Annotated in this window: 22 protein-coding genes and 1 pseudogene; 8 read left to right on the top strand and 15 right to left on the bottom strand. The window is 73.1% G+C overall.

Going from position 1 to position 21,474, the window contains the following annotated elements; genetic code table 11:
• The first annotated feature begins 206 nt into the window (after nucleotides 1–206).
• On the top strand, nucleotides 207–410 hold the full coding sequence (locus tag F7Q99_RS25890) for a cold-shock protein (protein ID WP_153465202.1): 204 nt from the start codon (nucleotides 207–209) through the stop codon (nucleotides 408–410).
• Nucleotides 411–518: 108 nt separating this feature from the next.
• Here the strand turns inward: F7Q99_RS25890 and F7Q99_RS25885 are convergent, their stop codons facing one another.
• The 3 genes from F7Q99_RS25885 to F7Q99_RS25875 form a co-directional block, all read right to left on the bottom strand.
• Nucleotides 519–1,139 carry a TetR/AcrR family transcriptional regulator gene (locus F7Q99_RS25885; RefSeq protein WP_153465200.1) on the bottom strand — a complete coding sequence of 207 codons (621 nt, stop codon included), beginning with the start codon at nucleotides 1,137–1,139 and terminating at the stop codon, nucleotides 519–521.
• Nucleotides 1,140–1,171: 32 nt separating this feature from the next.
• On the bottom strand, nucleotides 1,172–2,257 hold the full coding sequence (locus F7Q99_RS25880; protein ID WP_153465198.1) for a TlpA disulfide reductase family protein: 1,086 nt from the start codon (nucleotides 2,255–2,257) through the stop codon (nucleotides 1,172–1,174).
• 112 nt (nucleotides 2,258–2,369) lie between these two features.
• A complete protein-coding gene (locus tag F7Q99_RS25875) occupies nucleotides 2,370–3,143 on the bottom strand; it encodes a crotonase/enoyl-CoA hydratase family protein (RefSeq protein WP_153465197.1) in 774 nt (257 codons plus the stop codon).
• A 121-nt stretch (nucleotides 3,144–3,264) separates the two neighbouring features.
• Here F7Q99_RS25875 and F7Q99_RS25870 point away from each other — a divergent pair, with 121 nt between their 5' ends.
• Nucleotides 3,265–4,599: an aminotransferase-like domain-containing protein gene (locus F7Q99_RS25870; protein WP_153465195.1), complete on the top strand. Its 1,335-nt coding sequence runs from the start codon at nucleotides 3,265–3,267 to the stop codon at nucleotides 4,597–4,599.
• A 5-nt stretch (nucleotides 4,600–4,604) separates the two neighbouring features.
• Here F7Q99_RS25870 and F7Q99_RS25865 read toward each other — a convergent pair whose 3' ends face one another.
• On the bottom strand, nucleotides 4,605–5,594 hold the full coding sequence (locus F7Q99_RS25865; protein WP_153465193.1) for a helix-turn-helix transcriptional regulator: 990 nt from the start codon (nucleotides 5,592–5,594) through the stop codon (nucleotides 4,605–4,607).
• Between the two features lie 103 nt (nucleotides 5,595–5,697).
• On the opposite strand from F7Q99_RS25865, the gene F7Q99_RS25860 reads away from it, so the two are divergent.
• Entirely contained in the window at nucleotides 5,698–6,243 is a 546-nt protein-coding gene (locus F7Q99_RS25860; RefSeq protein WP_153465191.1) for a DinB family protein, read from the top strand.
• A 200-nt stretch (nucleotides 6,244–6,443) separates the two neighbouring features.
• Nucleotides 6,444–6,653: pseudogene (locus tag F7Q99_RS25855) on the top strand (DUF1326 domain-containing protein); the annotation flags it as partial.
• Nucleotides 6,654–6,704: 51 nt separating this feature from the next.
• On the opposite strand, the gene F7Q99_RS25850 reads toward F7Q99_RS25855, so the two are convergent.
• Complete coding sequence (locus tag F7Q99_RS25850) at nucleotides 6,705–7,232, bottom strand: universal stress protein (protein ID WP_153465190.1); 528 nt, start codon at nucleotides 7,230–7,232, stop codon at nucleotides 6,705–6,707.
• Nucleotides 7,233–7,487: 255 nt separating this feature from the next.
• On the opposite strand from F7Q99_RS25850, the gene F7Q99_RS25845 reads away from it, so the two are divergent.
• A complete protein-coding gene (locus tag F7Q99_RS25845) occupies nucleotides 7,488–9,176 on the top strand; it encodes an FAD-binding oxidoreductase (protein WP_153465188.1) in 1,689 nt (562 codons plus the stop codon).
• A gap of 200 nt (nucleotides 9,177–9,376) precedes the next feature.
• A complete protein-coding gene (locus F7Q99_RS25840) occupies nucleotides 9,377–9,880 on the top strand; it encodes a hypothetical protein (protein WP_195911172.1) in 504 nt (167 codons plus the stop codon).
• 122 nt (nucleotides 9,881–10,002) lie between these two features.
• Here F7Q99_RS25840 and F7Q99_RS25835 read toward each other — a convergent pair whose 3' ends face one another.
• From F7Q99_RS25835 to F7Q99_RS40490, 4 genes are all read right to left on the bottom strand, one after another.
• Nucleotides 10,003–10,881: an NAD-dependent protein deacetylase gene (locus tag F7Q99_RS25835; RefSeq protein WP_153465186.1), complete on the bottom strand. Its 879-nt coding sequence runs from the start codon at nucleotides 10,879–10,881 to the stop codon at nucleotides 10,003–10,005.
• Nucleotides 10,882–10,885: 4 nt separating this feature from the next.
• Nucleotides 10,886–11,977 carry a PP2C family protein-serine/threonine phosphatase gene (locus tag F7Q99_RS25830; protein ID WP_153465184.1) on the bottom strand — a complete coding sequence of 364 codons (1,092 nt, stop codon included), beginning with the start codon at nucleotides 11,975–11,977 and terminating at the stop codon, nucleotides 10,886–10,888.
• 121 nt (nucleotides 11,978–12,098) lie between these two features.
• Entirely contained in the window at nucleotides 12,099–12,260 is a 162-nt protein-coding gene (locus tag F7Q99_RS25825) for a hypothetical protein (RefSeq protein WP_407697832.1), read from the bottom strand.
• Between the two features lie 49 nt (nucleotides 12,261–12,309).
• Complete coding sequence (locus tag F7Q99_RS40490) at nucleotides 12,310–12,774, bottom strand: hypothetical protein (protein ID WP_195911270.1); 465 nt, start codon at nucleotides 12,772–12,774, stop codon at nucleotides 12,310–12,312.
• Nucleotides 12,775–12,821: 47 nt separating this feature from the next.
• Here F7Q99_RS40490 and F7Q99_RS25820 point away from each other — a divergent pair, with 47 nt between their 5' ends.
• Nucleotides 12,822–14,054: an MFS transporter gene (locus tag F7Q99_RS25820; RefSeq protein ID WP_153465183.1), complete on the top strand. Its 1,233-nt coding sequence runs from the start codon at nucleotides 12,822–12,824 to the stop codon at nucleotides 14,052–14,054.
• Nucleotides 14,055–14,083: 29 nt separating this feature from the next.
• On the opposite strand, the gene F7Q99_RS25815 is transcribed toward F7Q99_RS25820, so the two are convergent.
• The 3 genes from F7Q99_RS25815 to F7Q99_RS25805 all read right to left on the bottom strand — a co-directional run bounded on the left by F7Q99_RS25815 (nucleotide 14,084) and on the right by F7Q99_RS25805 (nucleotide 16,064).
• The gene (locus F7Q99_RS25815) at nucleotides 14,084–14,614 is read right to left on the bottom strand and encodes a hypothetical protein (RefSeq protein WP_153465181.1); all 531 of its coding nucleotides are present in this window, start codon (nucleotides 14,612–14,614) and stop codon (nucleotides 14,084–14,086) included.
• A gap of 122 nt (nucleotides 14,615–14,736) precedes the next feature.
• Nucleotides 14,737–14,952 carry a heavy-metal-associated domain-containing protein gene (locus F7Q99_RS25810; RefSeq protein WP_153465179.1) on the bottom strand — a complete coding sequence of 72 codons (216 nt, stop codon included), beginning with the start codon at nucleotides 14,950–14,952 and terminating at the stop codon, nucleotides 14,737–14,739.
• A 215-nt stretch (nucleotides 14,953–15,167) separates the two neighbouring features.
• On the bottom strand, nucleotides 15,168–16,064 hold the full coding sequence (locus F7Q99_RS25805) for a LysR family transcriptional regulator (protein WP_230210912.1): 897 nt from the start codon (nucleotides 16,062–16,064) through the stop codon (nucleotides 15,168–15,170).
• Nucleotides 16,065–16,223: 159 nt separating this feature from the next.
• Here F7Q99_RS25805 and F7Q99_RS25800 point away from each other — a divergent pair, with 159 nt between their 5' ends.
• Entirely contained in the window at nucleotides 16,224–16,958 is a 735-nt protein-coding gene (locus F7Q99_RS25800) for a flavodoxin family protein (RefSeq protein ID WP_195911171.1), read from the top strand.
• Nucleotides 16,959–17,109: 151 nt separating this feature from the next.
• Here the strand turns inward: F7Q99_RS25800 and F7Q99_RS25795 are convergent, their stop codons facing one another.
• The 3 genes from F7Q99_RS25795 to F7Q99_RS25785 form a co-directional block, all read right to left on the bottom strand.
• Nucleotides 17,110–17,901 carry an IPT/TIG domain-containing protein gene (locus F7Q99_RS25795; RefSeq protein ID WP_153465175.1) on the bottom strand — a complete coding sequence of 264 codons (792 nt, stop codon included), beginning with the start codon at nucleotides 17,899–17,901 and terminating at the stop codon, nucleotides 17,110–17,112.
• A gap of 543 nt (nucleotides 17,902–18,444) precedes the next feature.
• On the bottom strand, nucleotides 18,445–20,442 hold the full coding sequence (locus F7Q99_RS25790) for an IPT/TIG domain-containing protein (RefSeq protein ID WP_195911170.1): 1,998 nt from the start codon (nucleotides 20,440–20,442) through the stop codon (nucleotides 18,445–18,447).
• A gap of 146 nt (nucleotides 20,443–20,588) precedes the next feature.
• Nucleotides 20,589–21,332 carry an IPT/TIG domain-containing protein gene (locus F7Q99_RS25785; protein ID WP_153465173.1) on the bottom strand — a complete coding sequence of 248 codons (744 nt, stop codon included), beginning with the start codon at nucleotides 21,330–21,332 and terminating at the stop codon, nucleotides 20,589–20,591.
• Nucleotides 21,333–21,474: the final 142 nt, after the last annotated feature.

Genomic DNA, 21,474 nt, shown 5'->3' with positions numbered 1-21,474 from the left:
CTACGCCGCTGCGTGTCTTTCTCGGTTCCCCCGGCCGCGGGATCCCATGCGGTGTAACGTTTTGATCAAGCAGTCGTGGTTCCGAAGTTCTCGCCCGCGGTTACGTGTCGTGGGCGTCTTTGCTGTTCAGCGCCTCTCCGGACCAAGGCGATCACCTCCGGGCCCGCAATCGTGGGACCCGACCAGTTCCCCCGAGGGAGAAGCGCATGGCTACCGGCACTGTGAAGTGGTTCAACGCTGAGAAGGGCTTCGGGTTCATCGAGCAGGACGGCGGCGGTCCCGACGTCTTCGCCCACTACTCGAACATTGCGACCCAGGGCTTCCGTGAACTCCAGGAGGGCCAGAAGGTGACCTTCGACATCGTGCAAGGCCAGAAGGGCCCGCAGGCGGAGAACATCCGCCCGGCCTGACCTCCAGCGCACGAGCGGGCGCCCCGCACAGATCCACGAGCGGGGCGCCTTTCCGTCTCCGCCAGCAGGCGAGCTGCCCCCGGGCCGCTGACGGCTGGCTGACACGCCTCAGGGCAGGAACGCCGACACCGCCGCCCGGGTCAGCGTCCGGAACCGCTCCTCGCCCAGGGCACCGGGGAAGTGCCCGCCGCGCTCCAGGCTGATCACCCCGTGGGCCGCCGCCCACAGCGTGTCGGTGATCTCGTCGACGTCGGCGTCCGCGCGCAGGACGCCCTCCTCGACGCAGGCACGCGCCGCTTCGCGCAGCACGTCCAGGCTCGCGGCCGCCGCGGCGCGCGCGCTTTCGTCTGGTACGAAGCCGGGGACGCCCTCGCCGTGCATGACGCCGTAGAACTTGGGCTCCTCCAGGGCATTGGCGCGGTAGGCGCGGCCGAGCGCGGCGAGGTACTCCGCCGGGTCGTCGCCGCGCGGCACGGCGTCCAGGCGGCGGCGCAGCCGGGCGAAGCCCTCCAGGTAGAGCGCGGCGGTGATGGCGTCCTTGGCGCCGAACAGGCGGTACAGCACGGTGGTCGAGCAGTCGGCGGCGGCGGCCAGGCGTCGCATGCTCAGCGCCGCCGGGCCCTCGGCGGCCAGCAGTCCGGCGGCGATGTCGAGCAGAGCGGCGCGCAGGGCGGCCTCGCCCTGGGCCTGGGCCCGGGCGAAGGCGCCGGTCGGTGATTTGGCGGGCATGGGGACGATTCTCCAGGAAGGACGCGGGTTCCCTACTGCCAGTCCGGCAGTGGGCGGTAGATCAGCACGCCGGCCTCCTCCAGGGCCGTCCGCCGGGCGAAGTACTCGTCGCCCATCGGGTCCACGCCGAGGAGCGGCATCGCGCTGCGCCAGGTGGTCACGTCCTCCGGGGCCAGCTCGGACGCCGCCGCGAAGTGCCGCTCCGCCGCCTGGTCGTGGCCGTGGCGCAGCAGCCACAGGGCGAGCGAGGCCTCCGTGCGGGCGCGCTGCTGCTCCGGGGTGCTCGACCGGGTCAGCCTGGCGACGGCGTCCGCGTCGAGTCCCGAGTCGCCGGTCGTGACCCAGCGGCGCAGCGCGCCGAGCGCCTTCTCGGAGTCCAGGCCGCTCATGTCGCGGAAGAGGTCGGTCGCGAACTGGGTGTCGTTCGGGCGGACGATGCGGCCCTGCTCGTCGATCCAGACCACGGTCGGGACGTTGAGCAGCTGGTAGAGGTCCGCGGCCCGGCCGTCGACGTCGATCAGCGCGGGGTGGGTGGGCGCGGCCTCGGCGATCCAGGGCGCCGCGTCCTCGATCCGGCGGTCCACGGCGACGCTCAGCACCGAGAAGCCCTCGGCTTCCAGCTCGGCGTGCTGGCGCTCCCACGCGGGGAGGTCGTAGCGGCAGCCGCACCACGAGGCCCAGAAGACCAGCGCCACCTTCCGCCCGCGCAGTTCGCCCAGCGAGTGCTCCACGCCGTGGACGTCCGGGAGCGTGAAGTCGGGGGCCGTTCCGCCGACCAGGGCGGCCGACCGGTCGGCGGCGGACGCGCCGAGCGCCAGCACCCGGGCGGCGGGTTCTATCGCGACCGGACGGCCGAGCAGTTCGGCGAAGGCGGTGACGTCGTGCATCCCGGCGCCGGTGTCCTCGATCCGCGCGACGGCCGCCGCCGGGATGCAGACCTCGCCCCGGCACCAGCCCTGCGGCTTGCGCGTGAAGCCCAGCGCACGTTCGACGTCCGTGTGGGCGAGCCAGACGTGCGGGTCCGTGCCGTCCGGAACGGGCCGCAGCTCGGCCGCGACCGTGGTCTCGACGTGGTCGTCCAGGACCGTCAACCCGGTGGTGATCACGGTGTCGTGCATGGTGCCCCCTCGGCTGGAATAACGCTGTTATTCCAAAATAACAGCGTTATTCGCTGACGGCAACCCAGCCGTCGGGACAGCCGGCAGCGCGCTGCCACCCGGCTGCTACCCGTCAGCGGTCGGCCGAGCGGTCCAGGAAGCGGCGCAGCCCGTCCCGCACCCCGTCCGTCGGAACGGCGGCGGCGAACGAGGCCGCCTCGACCGCAAGACCCTCGCCGATCGGCAGGTTGATGCCGCGGGTGACGGCCCGCAGGCAGGCGGCCACCGCGGTCGGGGCGTGGCGGGTGATGCGGGCGGCCAGGTCCCGGGCCGCGTCGAGCAGTTCGGCGGCCGGAACGACGGCGTTGACGATGCCCAGCTCGGCGGCCCGGCCGGCGTCGATCGGGTCACCGGTCAGGATCATCTCCAGGGCGCGCTTGCGGCCGACATGTCGCGGCAGCCGCTGCGAGCCTCCGAAGGGCGGCGGGAAGCCGAGCGTGATCTCCGGCTTGGCGAAGCGTGCGTGCTCGGCCGCGACCGCCAGCGGCGCGGCCTCGGTGAGTTCGCAACCACCGCCGTACGCAAGGCCGTTGACGGCGACGACGACCGGCTTGGGGAACTCCTCGATCCGCCGCGTCAGCGCGTGGCCGCGCCGGACGAACTCGCGCAGCGCCCGCTCGGGTCCGCCGGCGATGCTGGCGGCCAGCGACGGGATGTCGGCGCCCGCGCTGAACGCCCGGGCGCCGGCGCCCGTGAGGATGACGGCCCGGACGGTGTCGTCGGCCTCGATGCGGTCGAGCTCGGCGAGCAGCGCGTCGATCGTCGGGTAGTCGAGGGCGTTGAGCTTTTGCTCCCGGTCGATGGTGAGGGTGACGAGGTGCTTCTCGCGTTCCACGTGGACGGTCATGCCGGGTGCTCCCTTGCGCCTGGGTGCGGACGGCATCGAGGCTAGGAACTCCGCTGCAGGACAATCCAGTTATTGTCCTGGATACACCGGGACTGGATACACCTGGGAGGAAGGTGTGGGCATGCGCCCGCCCGCCTACAAGGCCGTCGTCGACGAGTACGCCGCCGCGATCCGCTCCGGCGCGCTCCCGCCCGGCACCCGCCTGCCGACCCACCGGGCGCTGGCCCGCGAGCGGCGGATCGCGCTGGCCACCGCCACCCGCGTCTACGCCGAACTGGCCGCCGCCGGGCTGGTGGTGGGCGAACAGGGCCGCGGCACCTTCGTCCGGGTCCGCTCCGGCTACGACGGGATCGAGCCGTCCCGCGCCCTGCCGGTGCCACGGGTGGCGGACCTGTCGTTCAACCAGCCGCTTGCCCCCGGCCAGGGCGATCGGCTCCGGCAGGCCCTGCGCACGCTCGCGGCCTCAGGCGACGCCGAGGCGCTGCTGCGCCAGCACCCGCCGGGCGGGCACCGGCACGACCGGGCGGTCGTCGCCAACTACCTGCTGGGACGCGGGATCGACACCGCCCCCGACAACGTCCTGCTGACGAGCGGGGCGCAGCAGGCGCTGGACTGCGTGCTGCGCACGCTCACCCGCCCCGGGGACGTGCTGGCCGTGGACGCGATCGGCTACCCGGGGATCAAGCTGCTCGCCGCCGCGCACGGCCTCGACCTGGCGCCGGTACCGGTCACGCCCACCGGCCCGGACCTCGACGCGCTCGACCGGCTCTGCCACGCCCGCCCGGTCCGCGCCGTCTACACCATCCCGACCGTCCACAACCCGCTCGGCTGGGTGCTCGACCTCCGGCAGCGCGAGCGCCTGGCCGCCATCGCCGCCGCCCACGACTGCATGATCGTCGAGGACGGCACGTACGCGTTCCTGGAGCCCTCGCCCCCTCCCCCGCTGCACGCCCTCGCGCCCGAGCGCACCTGCTACGTCGCCGGCCTGTCGAAGAACGTGGCCCCCGGCCTGCGGTTCGGCTTCGCCGTCCTGCCGGGCCGTCACCTGCCGGCGGCCACCAGCAGCCTGCGCGCCGCGGCCTGGGGTGCCCCGGGCCTGGTCACCGCGCTGGCCACCGGCTGGCTGGCCGACGGCACGGTCGCCCGCCTGGAGCGGCAGCGCCGGGAGGACGCCGCCGCCCGGCAGGAGATCGCCCGCGCCGCGCTGGCCGGCCTGGACGTCACGGCGCACCCGTCCTCGTACGTGGTGTGGCTGGCCCTGGAGCCGCACCAGCGCCCCGACCACGTCGCGGCCGTACTCGCCGCCGAGGGGATCCTGATCTCCACCGCCGACGCCTTCACCACCGGCCCGCACAGCCGCCGGGCCGTCCGGCTGGCCCTGGCGACGCCGCCCCGGCACGAGCTGGAGGGCGTCCTACGGCGCCTGCGCACGGCGATCGAGGCCATCCCACCGTGACGCGCTCAGGCCTGGGGCCCGTCTTCAACGGCGGCCCGGACCGCCCGCCCGAACCGGGTGCTCCAGTCGTCGAGCCGCTCGACCAGTTCGGGCGGCCCGACGACGCGGAAGTCCGCGCCGAGCACACCGAGCGCCAGGGTCGGCCAGTCCAGGTTCTCGGCCGTCATCCGGACCCGGCAGCATCCGGCGTCGACCTCCTCGACGATGCTCCACCGGCCGATCCGCTCACGGACGGCCGCGGCCGGGGCGTCCACGACGACCTCGACCCGGTACGGCCGGGGCATGTTGTTGACGCCGGCCCGGACGAACTCGGCGGCGTCGCCGCCGGGCAGCTCGCGCGGCCGGAACCGGGCGCCGCTGCCCTGCGGCGCGCTCAGCCGGTCGAGCCGGAACGAGCGCCAGTCCTGCCGGGTGAGGTCGTAGGCCACCAGGTACCAGCGGCGGTCGAGGGAGACCAGCCGGTGCGGTTCGACGTGCCGCTCGGACTGCCGGCAGTCGGCGGTGGTGTACGAGAAGCGCAGCCGCTCGCCGTCCCGGCAGGCCAGCGCCACCTCCGTCAACCCGTCCGGGTCGACGTTCGCGCCGGCCGGGCCGCGGCCCCACTCGACGGGGACGGTCATCGCCCGCAGCGCCTCCACCCGGCGCCGCAGCCGGGCCGGCATCACCTGCACCACCTTCGCGAGCACCCGCACCGAGGCCTCCGCGATGCCCTCCACCGGGCTCTCCGCGGCGGCCTGCAGGCCCACCGCCAGCGCGACCGCCTCCTCGTCGTCGATCACCAGCGGCGGCAGCGCCGCGCCCGGCGCGAGCTGGTAGCCGCCGTCGACGCCGCGCTGCGCCTCGACCGGATAGCCGAGTTCGCGCAGCCGGTCGATGTCGCGGCGCAGGGTGCGGACCGAAACGCCGAGCCGGTCGGCCAGTTCGCCGCCCGGCCAGTAGCGGTGGGTCTGGAGCAGCGAGAGCAGTCGCAGCGTCCGGGTGCTGGTGTTCGCCATGGCTCCGATTCTCCCCGCGATTCAGGTCGGAAAGTGGCCGCAATGCCTTCTACCGTGGACCTTGTCCGACGGAGCAGGAAGCACACGGAAGGCGACATCGACCATGACCACCAACACCTCGACCACCAACACCCAGGCCGTCACCGGGGAGCGCGCCGACCTGCTGGTGGCGCTGGCCAAGCAGCGGCACTTCCTGCGCTTCACCACCCGCGACCTCACCGACGAGCAGGCCGGACTGCGCACCACCGCCAGCGAGCTGTGCGTGGGCGGCCTGATCAAGCACGTGACCGCGACGGAGCGGGTCTGGGCGACCTTCATCCTCGAAGGCCCGTCGGCGTTCCCCGACTTCACCGCCTTCACCGAGGCCGACTACGCCCGCCGGGCCGACGAGTTCCGGATGCTGCCCGGCGAGACCCTCGCCGGCGTGCTCGCCGAATACGACGAGGTGGCCCGCCGCACCGACGAACTGGTCGCCACCCTCCCCGATCTGAACGCCACCCAGCCGCTCCCCAAGGCCCCCTGGTTCGAGCCCGGCGCTGAGTACTCGGCCCGCCGCGTCCTGCTGCACATCGTCGCCGAGACCGCCCAGCACGCGGGCCACGCCGACATCATCCGCGAGTCCCTGGACGGCGCGAAGAGCATGGGCTGACCCACCCCCGGCCGGACGGGTCCGCAGAAGGTTTACAGCGGGCGCCGACCGCGCCTAGCTGAAAGAACCGGAGCTCCCCGGCCGATCCCGTGGAGCCGGAGCACAATCATGCACACCCCTCGCTCGCCACCGCCCCGACCCGCTTCAACGCCGTCCGAACCGATCGGGCGGCGGGGCCGGCGAGCGAGAGGAGCCACTCAATGACGTACACCATCTCGGGGACCTACCTGGCCGGATGTTCCTACGCCGTGCTCTGCGGATGCGGCGTCGACGCCCAGCCCAGGGACGCGCGCGGCGGCACCACATGCAACGGCGTCGCCGTGTTCCACATCGCCGACGGCAGGCTGGACGACGTCGACCTCTCCGGGGTCGACTTCGCCTTCCACAACCACTTCCCCTCCCACCTCACCGCCGGTGACGCGTGCTTCCGGGGGGTTGTTCCCCCGCTGGCTGTCCGGTCGTCAGGCGGCGACGGGCGCGGTGAGCTCCCGCAGGTCGATGCCACGGTGGAGCGCACGCAGGTCGGCGTGCAGCGTCGACGGCGGCACGGCGAGGACCGTGCAGCGCGCGTGGGTGAGGCAGTAACGGCTCACGGAGCCCTGGAGCAGTCGGCGCACCGCGCCGCGGACGGCGCCTCGCTGCCCGGTGCTGATCACCAGCAGGTCGTCCGGCCGGTCGGCCAGCTGGGTCAGCGTCGGCCCGGCGGCACCGCGCACCACGAGCGGCTTCACCCGCACGCCGACCGGCAGGCCGCCGAACGCCTCGTCCAGCGCGCGCTCCAGGCGCCGGTGGGCGGCCTGCTGCCACTTGCGGAGCAGCGGAGGGCACGGCTGGGTGCGGTAGTTGTTCTCCCCGCCGACCGGGGTCCAGGTGAGCACCGGGATCAGTACGGCGTTCCGTGCGCGGGCCTCGTCCGCCGCGCGGTGCAGTGCCGTAAGGCTGTGCAACGAGCCACTGACTCCGACGATGACGCGCGCGCCGTCCAACATGATCCTTCACTTTCTCGTGTCAAGCCTGCCAGATGGTTGCGAATATAGTTCCATATCTCGCAAACACCTGCAAATCCAAGGTCATAGCCGAGCCTGGCCTTGTATCTCTCGGACGCCGCCCGGTCACTGTCGGCTGCTTCGTCTGCCACCGACAGCGCTCGACCCCCACTGACGCGCCCTCCTGGTCGGTGTGGCAACCACGAGCCATGCCACGGCCGCCCGAGAGTGGCAGGACGCGCGAGGTGAGGAGTGGGCATGGTTGACGCCGGTGACTGCCTGGGGTCGGATCTGCCGGATCCGGCTCGGCCACCGGGACACGCACAGGCAGCCGGGCTCGACCGGCGGCAACTGCTGCGGCTCGCGGCCGCGCCGGTCGCGGCGGCGGCACTCTCGGCATGCACCGGTTCCGGGCAGCCTTCGGGCTCCTCGGCCCCCACGAGCCCCGCGACCGGGTCGGCCTCCCGCACGGGCCCGGCACCCGCCTCCTCCGTCGGGGCCTCCCCGACCACCGCCGGCCCGGCCGACTGGACCGCGCTGGCACATGACGTCGCAGGGACCGTGATCCGGCCGCAGGACAGCCGGTACCAGGACGCCGTCCGCCTGTACCAGCCGCAGTTCGACAACCTGCGCCCCGCCGGCGTCGTCTACCCGGCGAACGCCCAGGACGTGGCCACCTGCCTCGCGTTCGCCCGCAAGTACACCGTCCCCGTCGCGCTGCGCAGCGGCGGGCACAGCTACACGGGCTGGTCCTCGGGCAGCGGACTGATCCTGGACGTCGGAGGGCTGGCGACCGTCAGCGGTTCCGGCGGCTCGGCCACGGTCGGGGCCGGCGCCCGGCTGATCGACGTGTACGCCGAGCTGGCCGCCACGGGCGTGACGGTACCGGCCGGCTCCTGCCCGAGCGTCGGTGTGGCCGGGCTGGCCCTGGGCGGCGGCATCGGCGTCACCTGCCGCGCGTACGGGCTGACCAGCGACAACCTGACCAGCGCGCAGGTGGTGACGGCGGACGGCCTGATCCGGCAGGTGGACGCGACCACGGACGCCGATCTGTTCTGGGCGCTGCGCGGCGGGGGCGGAGGCAACTTCGGCGTGGTGACGTCCTTCGGGTTCCGCACCCACCCGGCGGTGAACTGCGCCTACGGCTTCCTCTCCTGGCCGTGGTCGTCCGCGGCGGCGGTCGTGGCGGCCTGGCAGGCATGGGCGCCGGACGCGCCCGACCAGCTCTGGGCGAACCTGCACCTGGACGCGCAGCCGGACGGGCGGCCGAATCTCACCAGTACGGTCAACTTCCTCGGCTCGCAGGCGGAACTCGCCGACCTGATCGACAAGTTGGCGGTCGCGCCGGCCACCGCCTCGCTGCACTCGGCGCCTTACCTGGACACCATGAAGGCGATGGGCGGAGTCGCGGGCTGGTCGCTGGCGGCCGCCCACCTGCCCGGCAGCCTCCCCGGCCACACCCCCGAGGGCCGGCTGATCCGGGAGTCGTACGCGGCCCGGTCCGACTTCTACGACCGGCCGATCAGCGCGACGGGGATCGCGGCGCTGGTGGCCTCCGTCGAGCGGTACGCCCGGACCGCGCCGCAGGGCGCCGGCGCGTCGGTGGCCTTCGACGCCCTGGCCGGCGCGGTGAACCGGGTGGCGCCCGGGGACACCGCGTTCGTCCACCGCAATGCCCTCTTCATGGCCCAGTACATCGCCAACTACCCGTCCCCCGGCGCCGGTTCGGGCCCCGCGGTGGACCAGTCCCGGGCCTGGCTGCAGGACGTGTGGTCGACCATGCGCCCGTACGCGAGCGGCGAGGCGTACCAGAACTACCCGGACCCGCAACTGGCCGACTGGGCACAGGCGTACTACGGCAGCAACCTGGCACGGCTCCGCCAGGTGAAGCAGACCTACGACCCTGCGGGGCTCTTCCGCTTCCCGCAGGACGTGTCCCGGGCGTGACGGCCGGCTGCCGCCGTACCGGCCCGGATTTCCGTCACCGGCCCACCGCCGACCATCGCGGCCACCGCCAGATGCGCCGTACGCCGTCGGGGTGCACGGTGGACGGGTACGGCCCGCCCCGACAGCGACGGTCCGTACAGCCGCGGTGCGCACCCTGCCGATGCACGCCGCGGCGCCGTCGACGACCGAAGGAGGCGTCTATGCCCACCAGGACGATCCCTCGCCGGGCCCTGGTCCTGACCGCCATCGCCCTCGCCGCCCTGCCGACCGCCGCGCTCACCTCGCCCACGCAGGCGGCCGCCTCCGTGGCCTCCGCCCCGCTGGTGACATCGTCGAGCGCCGCACCGGTCGGCTTCGTGAACCTGCACAGCCGTCCGCTGCCGACCGACCACGCGGCACACAGGTTCACCGTCACCTATCGCAACAACTCGTCGGCGGACCGGACCATCGCACCGCAGATCCTCATCGAGTCACCCGCCAAGGGCCCCTTCCTCGATCCGTCGGACATCAGGCTCGAACGGCTGGGAACCGACGGGCGCTGGCACGTCGTGCCGCTCGCCAGCCAGACCGGCACCCTGTTCACCAGCCTCATCCCGGCGAAGCTCGTCCTCCACAGCCACCACACGCTCACCCAGCACTACCGGATCACGGTCATCAAGGCCGCCCACGGGACGATCGAGCCGCGCATCGCGCTCTACGCGTGACGACGCGAGAACCCTCCGCCGCGCAAGCAGCACCGGCGGCAGCCCCTGGGTCCCCGACGGCACACCCGACGTGATCGGCACCCTCGGCGGCTGTGCGAGGGGCTCTACGCGGGCCTGTAACGTCAGGCCGTCGGCGCCGCCTCCCTGACCCGCCGGGCCACCTCGGTCAGGACGGCGCCCAGGGGCCGACCGACCTTGGCCGCGGCCAGCGCGTCCCCGCGGGTGGCACCTTGGTTGACGATCGCCACGGGCGTACCCGCGCGAGCGGCGTGACGGACGAAACGCAGGCCCGACATGACCGTCAGCGACGAGCCGAGGACCACCAGGGCCTGCCCGGCGTCGACCAGCTCGAAGCAGCGCTCGACGCGGGGCCTGGGCACGCTCTCGCCGAAGAAGACCACGTCGGGCTTGAGGACGCCGCCGCACGCGGCGCAGGGAGCGACCCGGAAGCCGTCCACCAGCTCCTGCGGCAGCTCCGCGTCGCCGTCGGGGTTGACCGGGGCCGGACCGTGCCGGAAGCCGCCGTTCAGCGCCTCCAGGCGCCGGTCCAGCTCCTCGCGCGTGCTGATGCGCCGGCACGCCAGGCAGACCACCCGGTGGAGGCCGCCGTGCAGTTCCACGGCCGTGCGCGTGCCGGCCGCCCGGTGCAGTCCGTCCACGTTCTGGGTGATCACCGCCGACACGTGGCCCGAGCGCCGCAGCTGCTCGACGGCGCGGTGCCCGGCGTTGGGCTCGGCCCGGGCGATCGCGCGCCAGCCGGCGTGGCTGCGCGCCCAGTACCGCCGGCGGGCCGCCTCACTGCCCGTGAACTCCTGGTACGTCATCGGCGAGCCGCGGCGCCGGCTGCCGGTGACGCCCCGGTAGTCGGGGATGCCCGACTCCGTGGACAGGCCGGCTCCGCTGAGCACCACGACGCCCCGCCCGGCCAGCAGCCGCACGAGCGTCTCCAGGCCGGCCGCATCGGCTGCCGTGCCGTCGTCGAGCGTCGCGGGCGCACCCATGCGGTCAGCCTAGGACGCCGGGCCGGGTGACCGCGAGGACGGCCATGTCGTCGTCCCGGGGCCCGCCGGTCCAGTCCGCGACGTCCTGGACCAGGGCGTCCACCGCCTCCTGCGGTCCCGCGAACGGGCCCAGCGGCGCCAGCCCCACCACGGGGTCGTAGAACCGCCCGTCACCGTCCCGGGCCTCGGTCACGCCGTCGGTGACCAGCAGCAGCGTGTGCCCGGCCGGGAACGGCCACCGGTCCGGCGCGGGCCGGTCCGGGCCCAGGGCGCCCATGCCGAGCGGCAGCCCGGGGTCGGTGGCGTCCAGCCGCCGCACGCCGCCCGCCCCGTCCAGGAGGTACGGCCCGGGGTGGCCGCAGCTGAGGGCGTGCAGGCCGTCCTGCCCGGGCGTGAACTCCACCAGGAGCGCCGTGATGAAGCTCTCCATCCGCAGCTCCTCCTCGCGGTACGCGCTCTCGCGGACCAGCGCCTGTTCCAGGGCGTCGGCGAGCCCGAGCAGGTCCGCCACGCGCGAGGCGTTCTCCCGGAACGCCCCGAGCAGCACCGACACCGCCGCCACCGCCGGCAGGCCCTTGCCCCGCACGTCCGCGATCAGCACCCGCACCCCGTACGGGGTCTCCTGCAGGGCGTAGGCGTCGCCGCCGATCAGAGCCTCGGTCTGGGCGGCCCGGTAGCAGGCGGCCACCGACAGCCGTCCGGCCCGGGGCGGCGGCGCGGGCAGCACGGCCCGCTGGGCGGCCTCCGCGACCGAGCGCACCGCCGCCAGCCGCCGCCCGTGGCGGGCGATGACCCGGTTGAGCCAGACGCCGAGCAGCGCGGCGAACAGGGTGTTCACGAGCTCCAGGTAGCCGTCCTTGGTACCGATCGTGCCGTCGCGCGCGGACAGCACGAGGATGCCCACCACGCTGGCGGCCCCGACCGCGACGGTGTCCCGCAGCGACAGCAGCGCACCCGCCAGCACGGAAGCGGCCGCCAGCATCGGATCGCCCCAGTAGTCGACGATGTCCAGGGCGTTCCACAGCAGCCCGCCGGCGATCAGCAGCCACGGCGCGACCCGCAGATAGCGCGGCCACTGGGCGGACATCGGTGCCATCGGCGCCACCCGCCTTCCTGCTCGCGGAGGCGGTCCTTCCGATCGTAGGCACGATCAGTCCGGTGAGGTCGACCAGCGTGCGACCGGAACATCGCCTGCAGGGCTCCTTCCGGGCCGGTCCCTACCGGAGGTGCCGGGCGAGGAACGGCGCGGAGCCCTCCAGCTCGAAGTCGGGCACGTCCATGTGTCCCCCGGGGTTCGCGTGCAGGGTCTTCTCCCGGGAGGCGAGAGCGTCGAACAGGGCGAGGCCGGCCTCGCGCGGGACCAGTTCGTCCCGCTGCAAGAGGAACTCGACGAGTAGGCACTTTCGGCCACGGCTGACCGGCGCGGCCTCAGCGGAGGACCGGCTCCCGGGTGGGCTGCGCCGCCGGGCGACGGCAGCGGAGGCGGCGGGTGAGGACGACCGCGAGGCCGGCGAGGGCGGCGAGGACGTGGCCCGCGGCGGCCACCTCGCCGTCGGCGAGGCCGGCGAGCAGGTCGGGGGCGGCCGCCCCGAGCAGCAGCAGCCAGACGGCACGCCACCATAGCGGCCGGGCGCAGCCGATGGCCACGACCATGGCGGCGACCACGACGAAGGACGGGCCGGTGTCCAACTCGTAGGCGGCGTACGGCAGCAGGGTCCCGTCCTGGATGCGCCACCAGACCATCGCCTCCGTCACGGCGGTCACGCCGATGTACACCAGCGCCAGCACCAGCACCGCACGCCGGGCACCGAGGGCCGACACCACCGCGAACGCGGACAGCGCGAGCAGGGGCCACACCCACCCCGAGCCCTGCGGGACGAACGCGGAGGCCACCAGCGCGCTTGCCCTCCAGTTGGTCGAGGGTCCTATCGTCCCCGGCCATGATCACTGCCGACTCCACCTCCTCCCCATCGGCCCGCCTGCCCCGGAGCTACCTGATCTGGCTGGCGGGCAGCCGGGCCTCGCTGCTGGGCGATGCCGCCCTCTACTTCGCTCTCGGGTGGGCGGCGAGCGTCCACGGCGGACGGGCCGGCGCCCTGGTCCTGACGGCGATCACGCTCCCCCGCACCGCCCTCCTGCTGGTCGGCGGCGCCGTCGCCGACCGGTTCGGCGTGCGCCGGGTGCTGCTCGCGGGTGACGCCGTGATGCTCACCGCGACGCTGCTGCTCGCCCTGGCCGGACACGGGCCTGAGCGCTCACCGTGGCTCCTCGTCGCGGTGGCCGCGCTGATCGGCACGGTCGACGCGTTCTACCTGCCCGCCGGCGGGGCGATGCCTCGCCTGCTGGTCGGCAGGGACCTGCTGCCCCGCGCGCTCGCCGCGCAGCAGGCCGGCTCCCAGGTCACCACCCTCCTCGGCGCCCCGCTGGGCGCACTGCTGGTGACCGCCGCCGGGTTGAGCGGCGCCGCACTCCTCGACGCGGTGACCTTCGGCCTCGTCCTGGTCGTCCTCGTCCGGCTGCGCCCGGCCGTCGACGCAGTGGCACCGCCCGCACCGACCGCGCCCCAGCGCCTGACCACCGCCGTCGCGGACGGCCTGCGGCTCGCCGCCCGCGACCGGACGCTCCGCCCGGCCCTGCTGCTGACCTCCGCGGCCGCGGCGAGCCTGCTGCCGGTCGTGTCCCTGGTCAGCCCGCTGCTGGCGCGGCAGCGCGGCTGGGGCGCACAGGCGGCGGGCCTGGTCGCCGGCGGGCAGAGCGCCGCCGTCATCGCGGTGTCGCTGCTGATCGCACGCCAGGGGCAGCTGCGCCGCCCGGGCGTGGCCGCGTGCCTGGGGCTGTGCGTCGCGGCGGCGGGCATCGCAGGGCTCGCGGCCGTCCGGAACGCGACGACGGCGGTGGCCGCCGGAGCCGTCCTCGGCCTCGGCTCGGGGATGTTCGCCGCCCATGTCGGGCCGCTCGTCCTCGGCCGTGCCCCGGAAACGCACCTGGCCCGCGTGCAGTCCGTCCTGACGCTCGTCCAGAGCTCGGCGCTCGTCGCCGCCAACACCGTCCTCGGCTCGCTCGCCGAGGCGCGCGGCGCGGCCGTGGCAGCGGCCGCCTGCGCGGCCGCCGCCGTCGTCGGCGGCCTCGCCGGTCTGGCCTCCCCCGCCCTGCGCGAGGCCGCACGCGGCTGAGCCGCCCGATCGCCCACGACGGCGGATCGTCAGATGCCGACGGCGTCGGCCCAGAAGAGGAAGATGCTCTGCAGCGCACCCGGGGCACCGGCCCCGAAGGCCACCACCATGGCCTGGCCCACCGCGACATCGGTGGCGTCGACACCGTGCGACCAGGTCACCCGGGCGTCGAGGCCGGGAATCGTGCGGAACGGGGAGTACGAGCGCAGGCTGCCGCGGGCCTGGGCGATGACCTGCCCGTTGCGCCGGAGTTCGGCCCGGCACAGCGCGGTCGGCCTCAGCTCGTAGCCGCGATCGCCCACCAGGGCCGTGCGGGTGCGCGCCTTCCGGCGCGGGTCCCAGCCCGTGCTGGCCCGGTTCGTGGGCACCTGGAATCCGTTGATGGTCAGGCGACCGTGGTCACGGCCGGGCAGCATCGTGACGGCCGGGATCCCCGCCCCGTGCACGCGCGCGACGACCGAGGGCCAGCGGTCGTAGTCGATCCGTATCGGCCCGAAGGGGCTGTCGGCCACGCGCTGTTGCGACAGGTGGACCTTGCGACGCTTCATCGGCTGGGACATGCCCGATCGACTCCTGGGTGCCGGGGATCAGCCCGATCTCCTGCACAGCGGGCCGGGTACGGCCGATGAGCCTACAGATCGTTCACCGCCCGGTCGGAGGCGACCCTGGACGTGCGCCGGCGTCAGCCCCGCCCGACGAAGGTGAACCCGGCCTCGTCCACGGCGCTTCGGACCACGTCGTCGTCGAGCGGCTGCGCGGAAGCGACGGTGACGTGGCCGGTCGAAGCGTCGGCGGTGACCTCGGTGACGCCGGGGAGGACGGACAGCCCCGCGCTGACCGTCTTCTCGCAGTGGCCACAGCTCATGCCGGCGACGGTGAGGACGGTGGTGATGGACATCGCGGTGCCTCCGGTGAAGGACGTGGGAGACCGGCTCCGCAGCCGGTGATCGACGCCGTCAACGACAGCGGAAACCCGCCGCGAGTCCCAGGGACACGCCACGGGGTTGGCACCTTTGAGTGGTTCCGGGAACCGATCAGGCCTCACGCCCGACGCGGGCACGAAGCGCCGCACCACCCGCGCCGCAGCACCTACGACTTCACGGTGCACGGCGCTCAGTGGCCGGTGGAGGGCGACTCCGCCGAGGCGTGCAGCAGCAGGTCACGCAGTGCCATGGCGGTGTCCGACGGCTCGGTGGGCGTGAGGACGACCTGGTCGACGGTGGTCGAAGGGCCGGTGAGGGGGATGATGCGCAGACCAGGTGGCTGGTGGTCGAGTGCGGATTCGACGGTGATGCCGATGCCCGTTCCCGCGGCGACATGAGCGGCGATGGCGTGCACGCTGTCGGCGGTTCTGATGATGCGCAGGTCGGCTCCGCCGATCCGGAAGGCGGACAGGAGGCGGTCACAGAGACCGCTGTTGATCTGGTGGGGCCAGGTGAGCAGGTCCGTGGTGGACAGCTCGGACGCGCTCAACTCGGCCTGCCCGGCGAGGGGGTGGGCCGCGGGTACGAGCGCCATGAACCTCTCGGTGGACAGCACCCTCGCGACTACGCCGGTGACGTCGCCGGTCGCCCAGCCGATGCCCAGCCCGATCGTCTCCGCCCGCAGGGCGGTCAGCTGGGCGGTGGTCGGCATGGACTCCGGCACGATCGTCACGTCGGGGAAACGGTCGCGCAGTCGCGGCAGGCAGCGCAACAGCAGCTGGTGGCCGGTGTATTCGGCGTGGGCGACGACGAGGGTGGTGCGGGCCTTGTCGCCGGCGGCCAGGGAGCGCCCGCGCCGCTGGAAACGGCGCAGCTGGGCCAGGGTGGCGTGGGCGTCGGGCAGCAGTGCTTCGCCGAGTTCGGTCAGTGAGACCCGGCGGCTGGTGCGGTGGAACAGCCGTCCGCCCAGGGTGTTCTCCAGCCGCCTGACGGCGTCACTGACGGTGGGCTGCCCGCGGTGCAGCCGCGCGGCCGCGCGGCCGAAGTGGAGTTCTTCCGCGACCGCGACGAATGCTTCCAGTTCCATCCTGTCCACGGGGTCAGGCTAGCGCGATCGATCGGTGTGGCCGATCGCTGTGTGCCGGAGTTCGGCGTTGATGCCGCGCCGTGCGCAGGTTGTGATGGTTGGGCAGGCAGGGCCCACGACCGGAAAGGCAGGGCCCACGACCGGAAGTGGTGAAGAGTCATGGCAGTCAATGACGTTGATCGTGAGCACGATGCCCCGGTGGTCATGGTGACGGTGGTCTACCACTCGGTGCACGGACACACCCGGGTCCTGGCCGAGCACCTCGCCGACGGGGCTCGGCTGGTGGCGGGCGCGCGGGTGCATCTCGTCGAGATCCGGCCCGAGGACGTCAGCGCGGGCCGTTGGCACGACGCGGAGGTGCTGGCGCTGCTCGACCGCTCCGACGCGATCGTCTTCGGCTGCCCGACCCTGATGGGCAGCGTGTCGGCGGTGTTCAAGGCGTTCATGGAGGCGGCGTTCACGCCGTTCACGACGCAGGCCTGGAAGGACAAGCTGGCCGGCGCGTTCACCATGTCCGCTTCGCAGAGCGGCGACAAGCTGACGGTCCTGGAGCAACTGGCCGTCTTCGGCGCCCAGATGGGCATGCAGTGGATCGGCGTCGGCGACATGCCGGGCAACAACTGGAGCGGCGGCACCCGCGACGACGTGAACCGGCTGGGCTCGTGGCTGGGTCTGATGAGCCAGAGCCACGCCGACCAGGGGCCGGAGCAGGCCGGCTCCCCCGGCGACCTGATCACCGCGGAGCGCTACGGCGAGCGGATCGCCCGCCTGGCCCAGCGTTGGGTCAACGCCGTGCCGTACGAGACGCCCCGGATGACCGAGCACGAGGCCCGTGCCCTGTCGGCCTCCCTCAGGAGGACGGACGACACGCCGGCAGCGCTGACCGGCGCCTGACGTCGCGGCTCGCCCCGCACCGGCGTGGGGGCGCCCAGCGCCTGACGTCGCAGCTCACCTGACGGCACTGCGCCCCGGCAGACCTGAAGAGGTCTGCCGGGGCGCAGTGGTCCACGTCCCCGCTCCCCGGCCGCGGGCCGGGCGCGAGGGATCAGACGACGGTGAACTGGTCCGCCGGGCTGTTGACGGCGCTGGTCCCACCGGGGGTGATGGCCTGGACGTCGTAGGTGCCGGCCACCAGCACCGGCACGGTGGCGCGGGCCTGGGTGCCCGAGATGCTCGTGAAGTCGAGCGCCTCGACCGCGGTGCCCCCGCCGACCGGCGTGAAGGTCACGCCCGTCACATCGACCAGGTTGGTGCCGGTGATGGTGATGGTGCTCCCGGCCAGACCCGTGCCGGGGACGACAGCGGTGACCGTCGGGGCGTCGTAGAAGGTGTACTGCGAGGTCGCGCCGGCGGGAACGCTGCCCCCTCCGGCGGTGGTGATGGTGACGTTGACCGTGTCGGTGCTGCCGGTGAACGTCCCGTGAACGGGAGTGGTGACCGAGAGCTGGTTGTCCGACACGACGGTCAGCCCGGTGCCCGCACCGGCGGCCCCGAAGGTGACGCCGGTCGCGGTCAGCAGACCGGACCCGTAGATGGTGACCGTGCTGGCCGCTGCCGGCCCGGTGGTCGGGTCGACGGGCCCGCAGCTCGGCGGGCCGATGTAGAAGAACGACAGGCTGTTGCTGACGACACCGGCGGTCGTCACGGTGACCGGCGTCTGACCGGCGCAGGTCGGCGGGATGACGCAGGCCACCGAGGTGGCGGTGACGCTGGTCGGGACCACCGACTTCGACCCGAAGGTCACCTTGGTGGTGCCGGTGAGACCGGTGCCGGTGAGGGTGAGGCTCACCCCGCTGTGGCTCTGGGTCGGAGAGAGCGACGTCAGGACGGGTGCCATGGCGAATCTCCTTCGCGTAGGAGGCTTTCCGGGGGATTCCCCCGGCGTGGCGGATCAGCAGGTGCGCGGATTCGGTTCCCCTTTTCTCCGCGAAGTGGAGCCGACCCGGGGATTCTTCCACGACCAACCTTCCGCGAGTTTCACGATAAACCGCACTCGCACTCAAATGCAATAGCTCGGACGGAAACTGATGCAGCTACCGGGGGAATCGATAGAGCGCAGCGAAATCCCATGCGCGGGAGCACGCGCCACCGGAGCGAATTCCCCGTCAGGCGCCCTCAATTGCGCCACGGAAAAGTCGACAGACCAGGGCCTGGCCCAGCTCGGAACACCACCTACGGGAAATCGATAAATGACACCCGAAAATGCCGACATTCCAGCCGGAAACTTCGAGATGCCATGTGACACAAAACCACCCGCGCCGAGTGGGATTCACAGGGTGCCAAAAGGGTCCGTGCGAGCGCCCCGATCGGGGCGCTCGCACGGACCCTTGTCCCGCAGCCACGGCCGGCGGGGCCGGCCGTGGCCGTCCTGACCAGGACCCTAGATGGCGGGTGCCGCGACGCGGGTGTAGACGACCGGGTCGCTGATGCCGCCGGGGCCGGTCACCGTGACGTCGACCGCTCCGGCCGCGCCCCCGGGGACGGTGGCGACGATCCGGGTGTCGGAGAGCACCGTGAAATCGGCCGGCGTGCCACCGAAGTCGACACTGGTGATCGTGCCGAGGTCGCTCCCCTCCAGCGTGACGGAGTTGCCTCCGGCGGCCGGCCCGCTGTCGGGCACCACCGCTTCGAGCGACGGCACCGGCAGGTAGGTGTACGGGACCCCGTTGCTGGTGCCGCCGATGGTGTGCAACGTGATCTCCACCGTCCCGGAGCCGGCGGGAGCCACCGCCGTCACCACGTTGTCGTTGACGAGCGTGAACGAACTCGCCGACACCACACCGAACTTCACCGAGAACACGGTGAGCAGGTTGCTGCCGGTCAGCGTCACCGTGTTCCCCCCTTCGACGGGGCCCACGTCCGGCACCGCGTCGCTGAGGAAGGGCACGTCGATGTGGTAGTAGAAGACGGTCGGGGAGCTGGTGCCCCCGGAGCTGGTGACGGTGACGGGGACCGGTCCGGCGACCCCGGGGGGAACGGTCGCCGTGATCTGGGTGCCCGACACGACGGTGAACGAGCTCGCCGGGGAGGCACCGAAGGACACCGAGCTGACGGTGGCGAAGTTGCTGCCCGTCAGCGTCACCGTGTCCCCCCCACCTACGGGACCCTGGTTCGGCACCACGCTGGTGACCACCGGCGCCGCGACACGGGTGTAGGTGACGGGGTCGCTGGTGCCGCCGGGGCCGGTCGCCGTGACCGCGACCGGTCCGGCCGCGCCCGCGGGGGCGGTGGCGGTGATCCGGGTGTCGGAGAGGACCGTGAAGCTGGTCGGCGTGCCACCGAAGTCGACACTGGTGACCGTGGTGAGGTCGGTCCCCTCCAGGGTGACGGAGTTGCCTCCGGCGGCCGGCCCGTGGTCGGGCAGCAGCCCTCCGAGCACCGGCGCCGGCAGGTAGGTGTACGGGACCCCGTTGCTGGTGCCGCCGATGGTGTGCAACGTGATCGGCACCGTGCCGGAGCCGGCCGGCGCCACCGCCGTCACCACGTTGTCGGAGACGAGGGTGAAGGAACTCGCCGACACCGCACCGAACTTCACCGAGAACACGGTGAGCAGGTTGCTGCCGGTCAGCGTCACCGTGTTCCCCCCGGCGACGGGGCCCACGTCCGGCACCGCGTCACTGAGGACGGGAAGGCCGATGTAGTAGTAGGGGGTCGGGGAGCTGGTGCCCCCGGAGCTGGTGACGGTGACGGGGACCGGTCCGGCGACGCCCGGGGGAACGGTCGCCGTGATCTGGGTGCCCGACACGACGGTGAACGAGCTCGCCGCGGTGGTGCCGAACCTCACCGAGCTGACGGTGGCGAAGTTGCTGCCCGTCAGCGTCACCGTGTTCCCCCCACCGACGGGACCCTGGTTCGGCACCACGCTGGTGACCACCGGCGCCGGCACGTACGTGTACGAGAGCCCGTTGCTGGTACCGCCGGGGGACGCCACCGTGATCGGTACGGTGCCGGCGCCGGCCGGCGCCGACACGGTGACGACGGTGTCGCTGAGCACCGTGAACGAGCTCGCCGCGGTGGTGCCGAACTTCACCGAGCTGACGGTGGTGAGGCTGGTGCCGTTCAGCGTCACCGTGTTCCCCCCGCCGAGGGGGCCCTGGTTCGGCGCCGCGCTGGTGAGCACCGGCACCGGGACGTAGGTGTACGCGACGCCGTTGCTCGGTCCGCTGGAGTTCGTCACCGTCACCTGGACGGTGCCGGCGCCGGCCGGCGCGACGGCGATGATGGTCGTGTCGGAGATGACGGTGAACGAGGTGGCGGCCGCCGTGTCGAACTTCACAGAGGTGGCACCGACGAAACGGGCACCGGTGAGCGTCACCGACGTGCCACCGGAGGTCGGGCCCTGGTTGGGACTGACGGAGCACAAGGTAGGGGCGGGCACTGCGATCTCCTTATCGGTGGGCCGAACGGCAGGGACTGAGGCCCCGGAAGGTTCAGTGGTGCCCGCCGGGGCAGGGGCGGGATCGGGCGCCCCTGCCCCGGCGGGTGCTGGGCCACGGCCGGGCGGCCGTGGGCTGCGGGCAGGGATCAGATGCCGGGCCCGGCCACGTACGTGAAGCCGCCCACCGCGGTGGCGCTGCCACCGTCCGTGGTGACCACGACGTCGGCGGCCCCGGCCGTACCGGGCGGGGTCGTGACGGACAGCGTGGTGGAGCTGATGGCGGCGAACGGGGCGCTGGCGCCGCCGATCGTCACCGACTCCGTCGTGGTGAGGCCGGTACCGGTGATGGTCACGGACGTTCCGCCGGAGGTCGGTCCGCTGCTGGGGGTGACGCTCGAGATGGTGGGGGCGTCGATGTAGGTGTAGGAGAGCCCGTCGGCGACGCCGCCGGCGGTGGTCAGGCTCACGGCCACCGACCCGGCCGCCGTGCCCGCGGGCACGGTGACGCTGATCAGGCTGTCGGAGATCACCGTCGGCGTCGCCGAGTTGGCTCCGAACGACACGCTGCTGGCGGTGGCCAGACCGGTGCCGCTGATGGTGACGGTGTTCCCGCCGCCGGTCGGTCCGCTGGTGACACTCAGCGAGGCCGCGAACGGCGCCCCGATGTAGAAGAAGTTCAGCGGGTTGCTCGTCCCGCCCACGGTGGTCACGTCCACGCCCACGACGCCGGCACCCGACGGGGAGGTCACGGTGACCGAGGTGGGCGTGTTGGCGGTGATGGTGGCCAGCTTGCTGCCGAAGTGAACGGCGGTCGCGCCGGCGAGGTTGACGCCGGTGATCGTCACGGTGGTTCCGCCACCGGTCGATCCCTGGTTCGGGGAGATGGGCATGTGGTCTGTTCCCTTCCGCTGACTGTTGGGCGGCGAGTCGATCGCCTCCGGCGAGAGCCGGCTTTCGCTCGGGCACCGACCGATGCGCTCGGGGCGAATCGGTTGGCGCACGGACAAGTAGTCCTTTCGGGCGAGATCGACC

The organism is Streptomyces kaniharaensis, from assembly GCF_009569385.1.
GTDB lineage: Bacteria > Actinomycetota > Actinomycetes > Streptomycetales > Streptomycetaceae > Kitasatospora > Kitasatospora kaniharaensis.
This window is presented reverse-complemented; position numbering and strand designations above follow the sequence as displayed.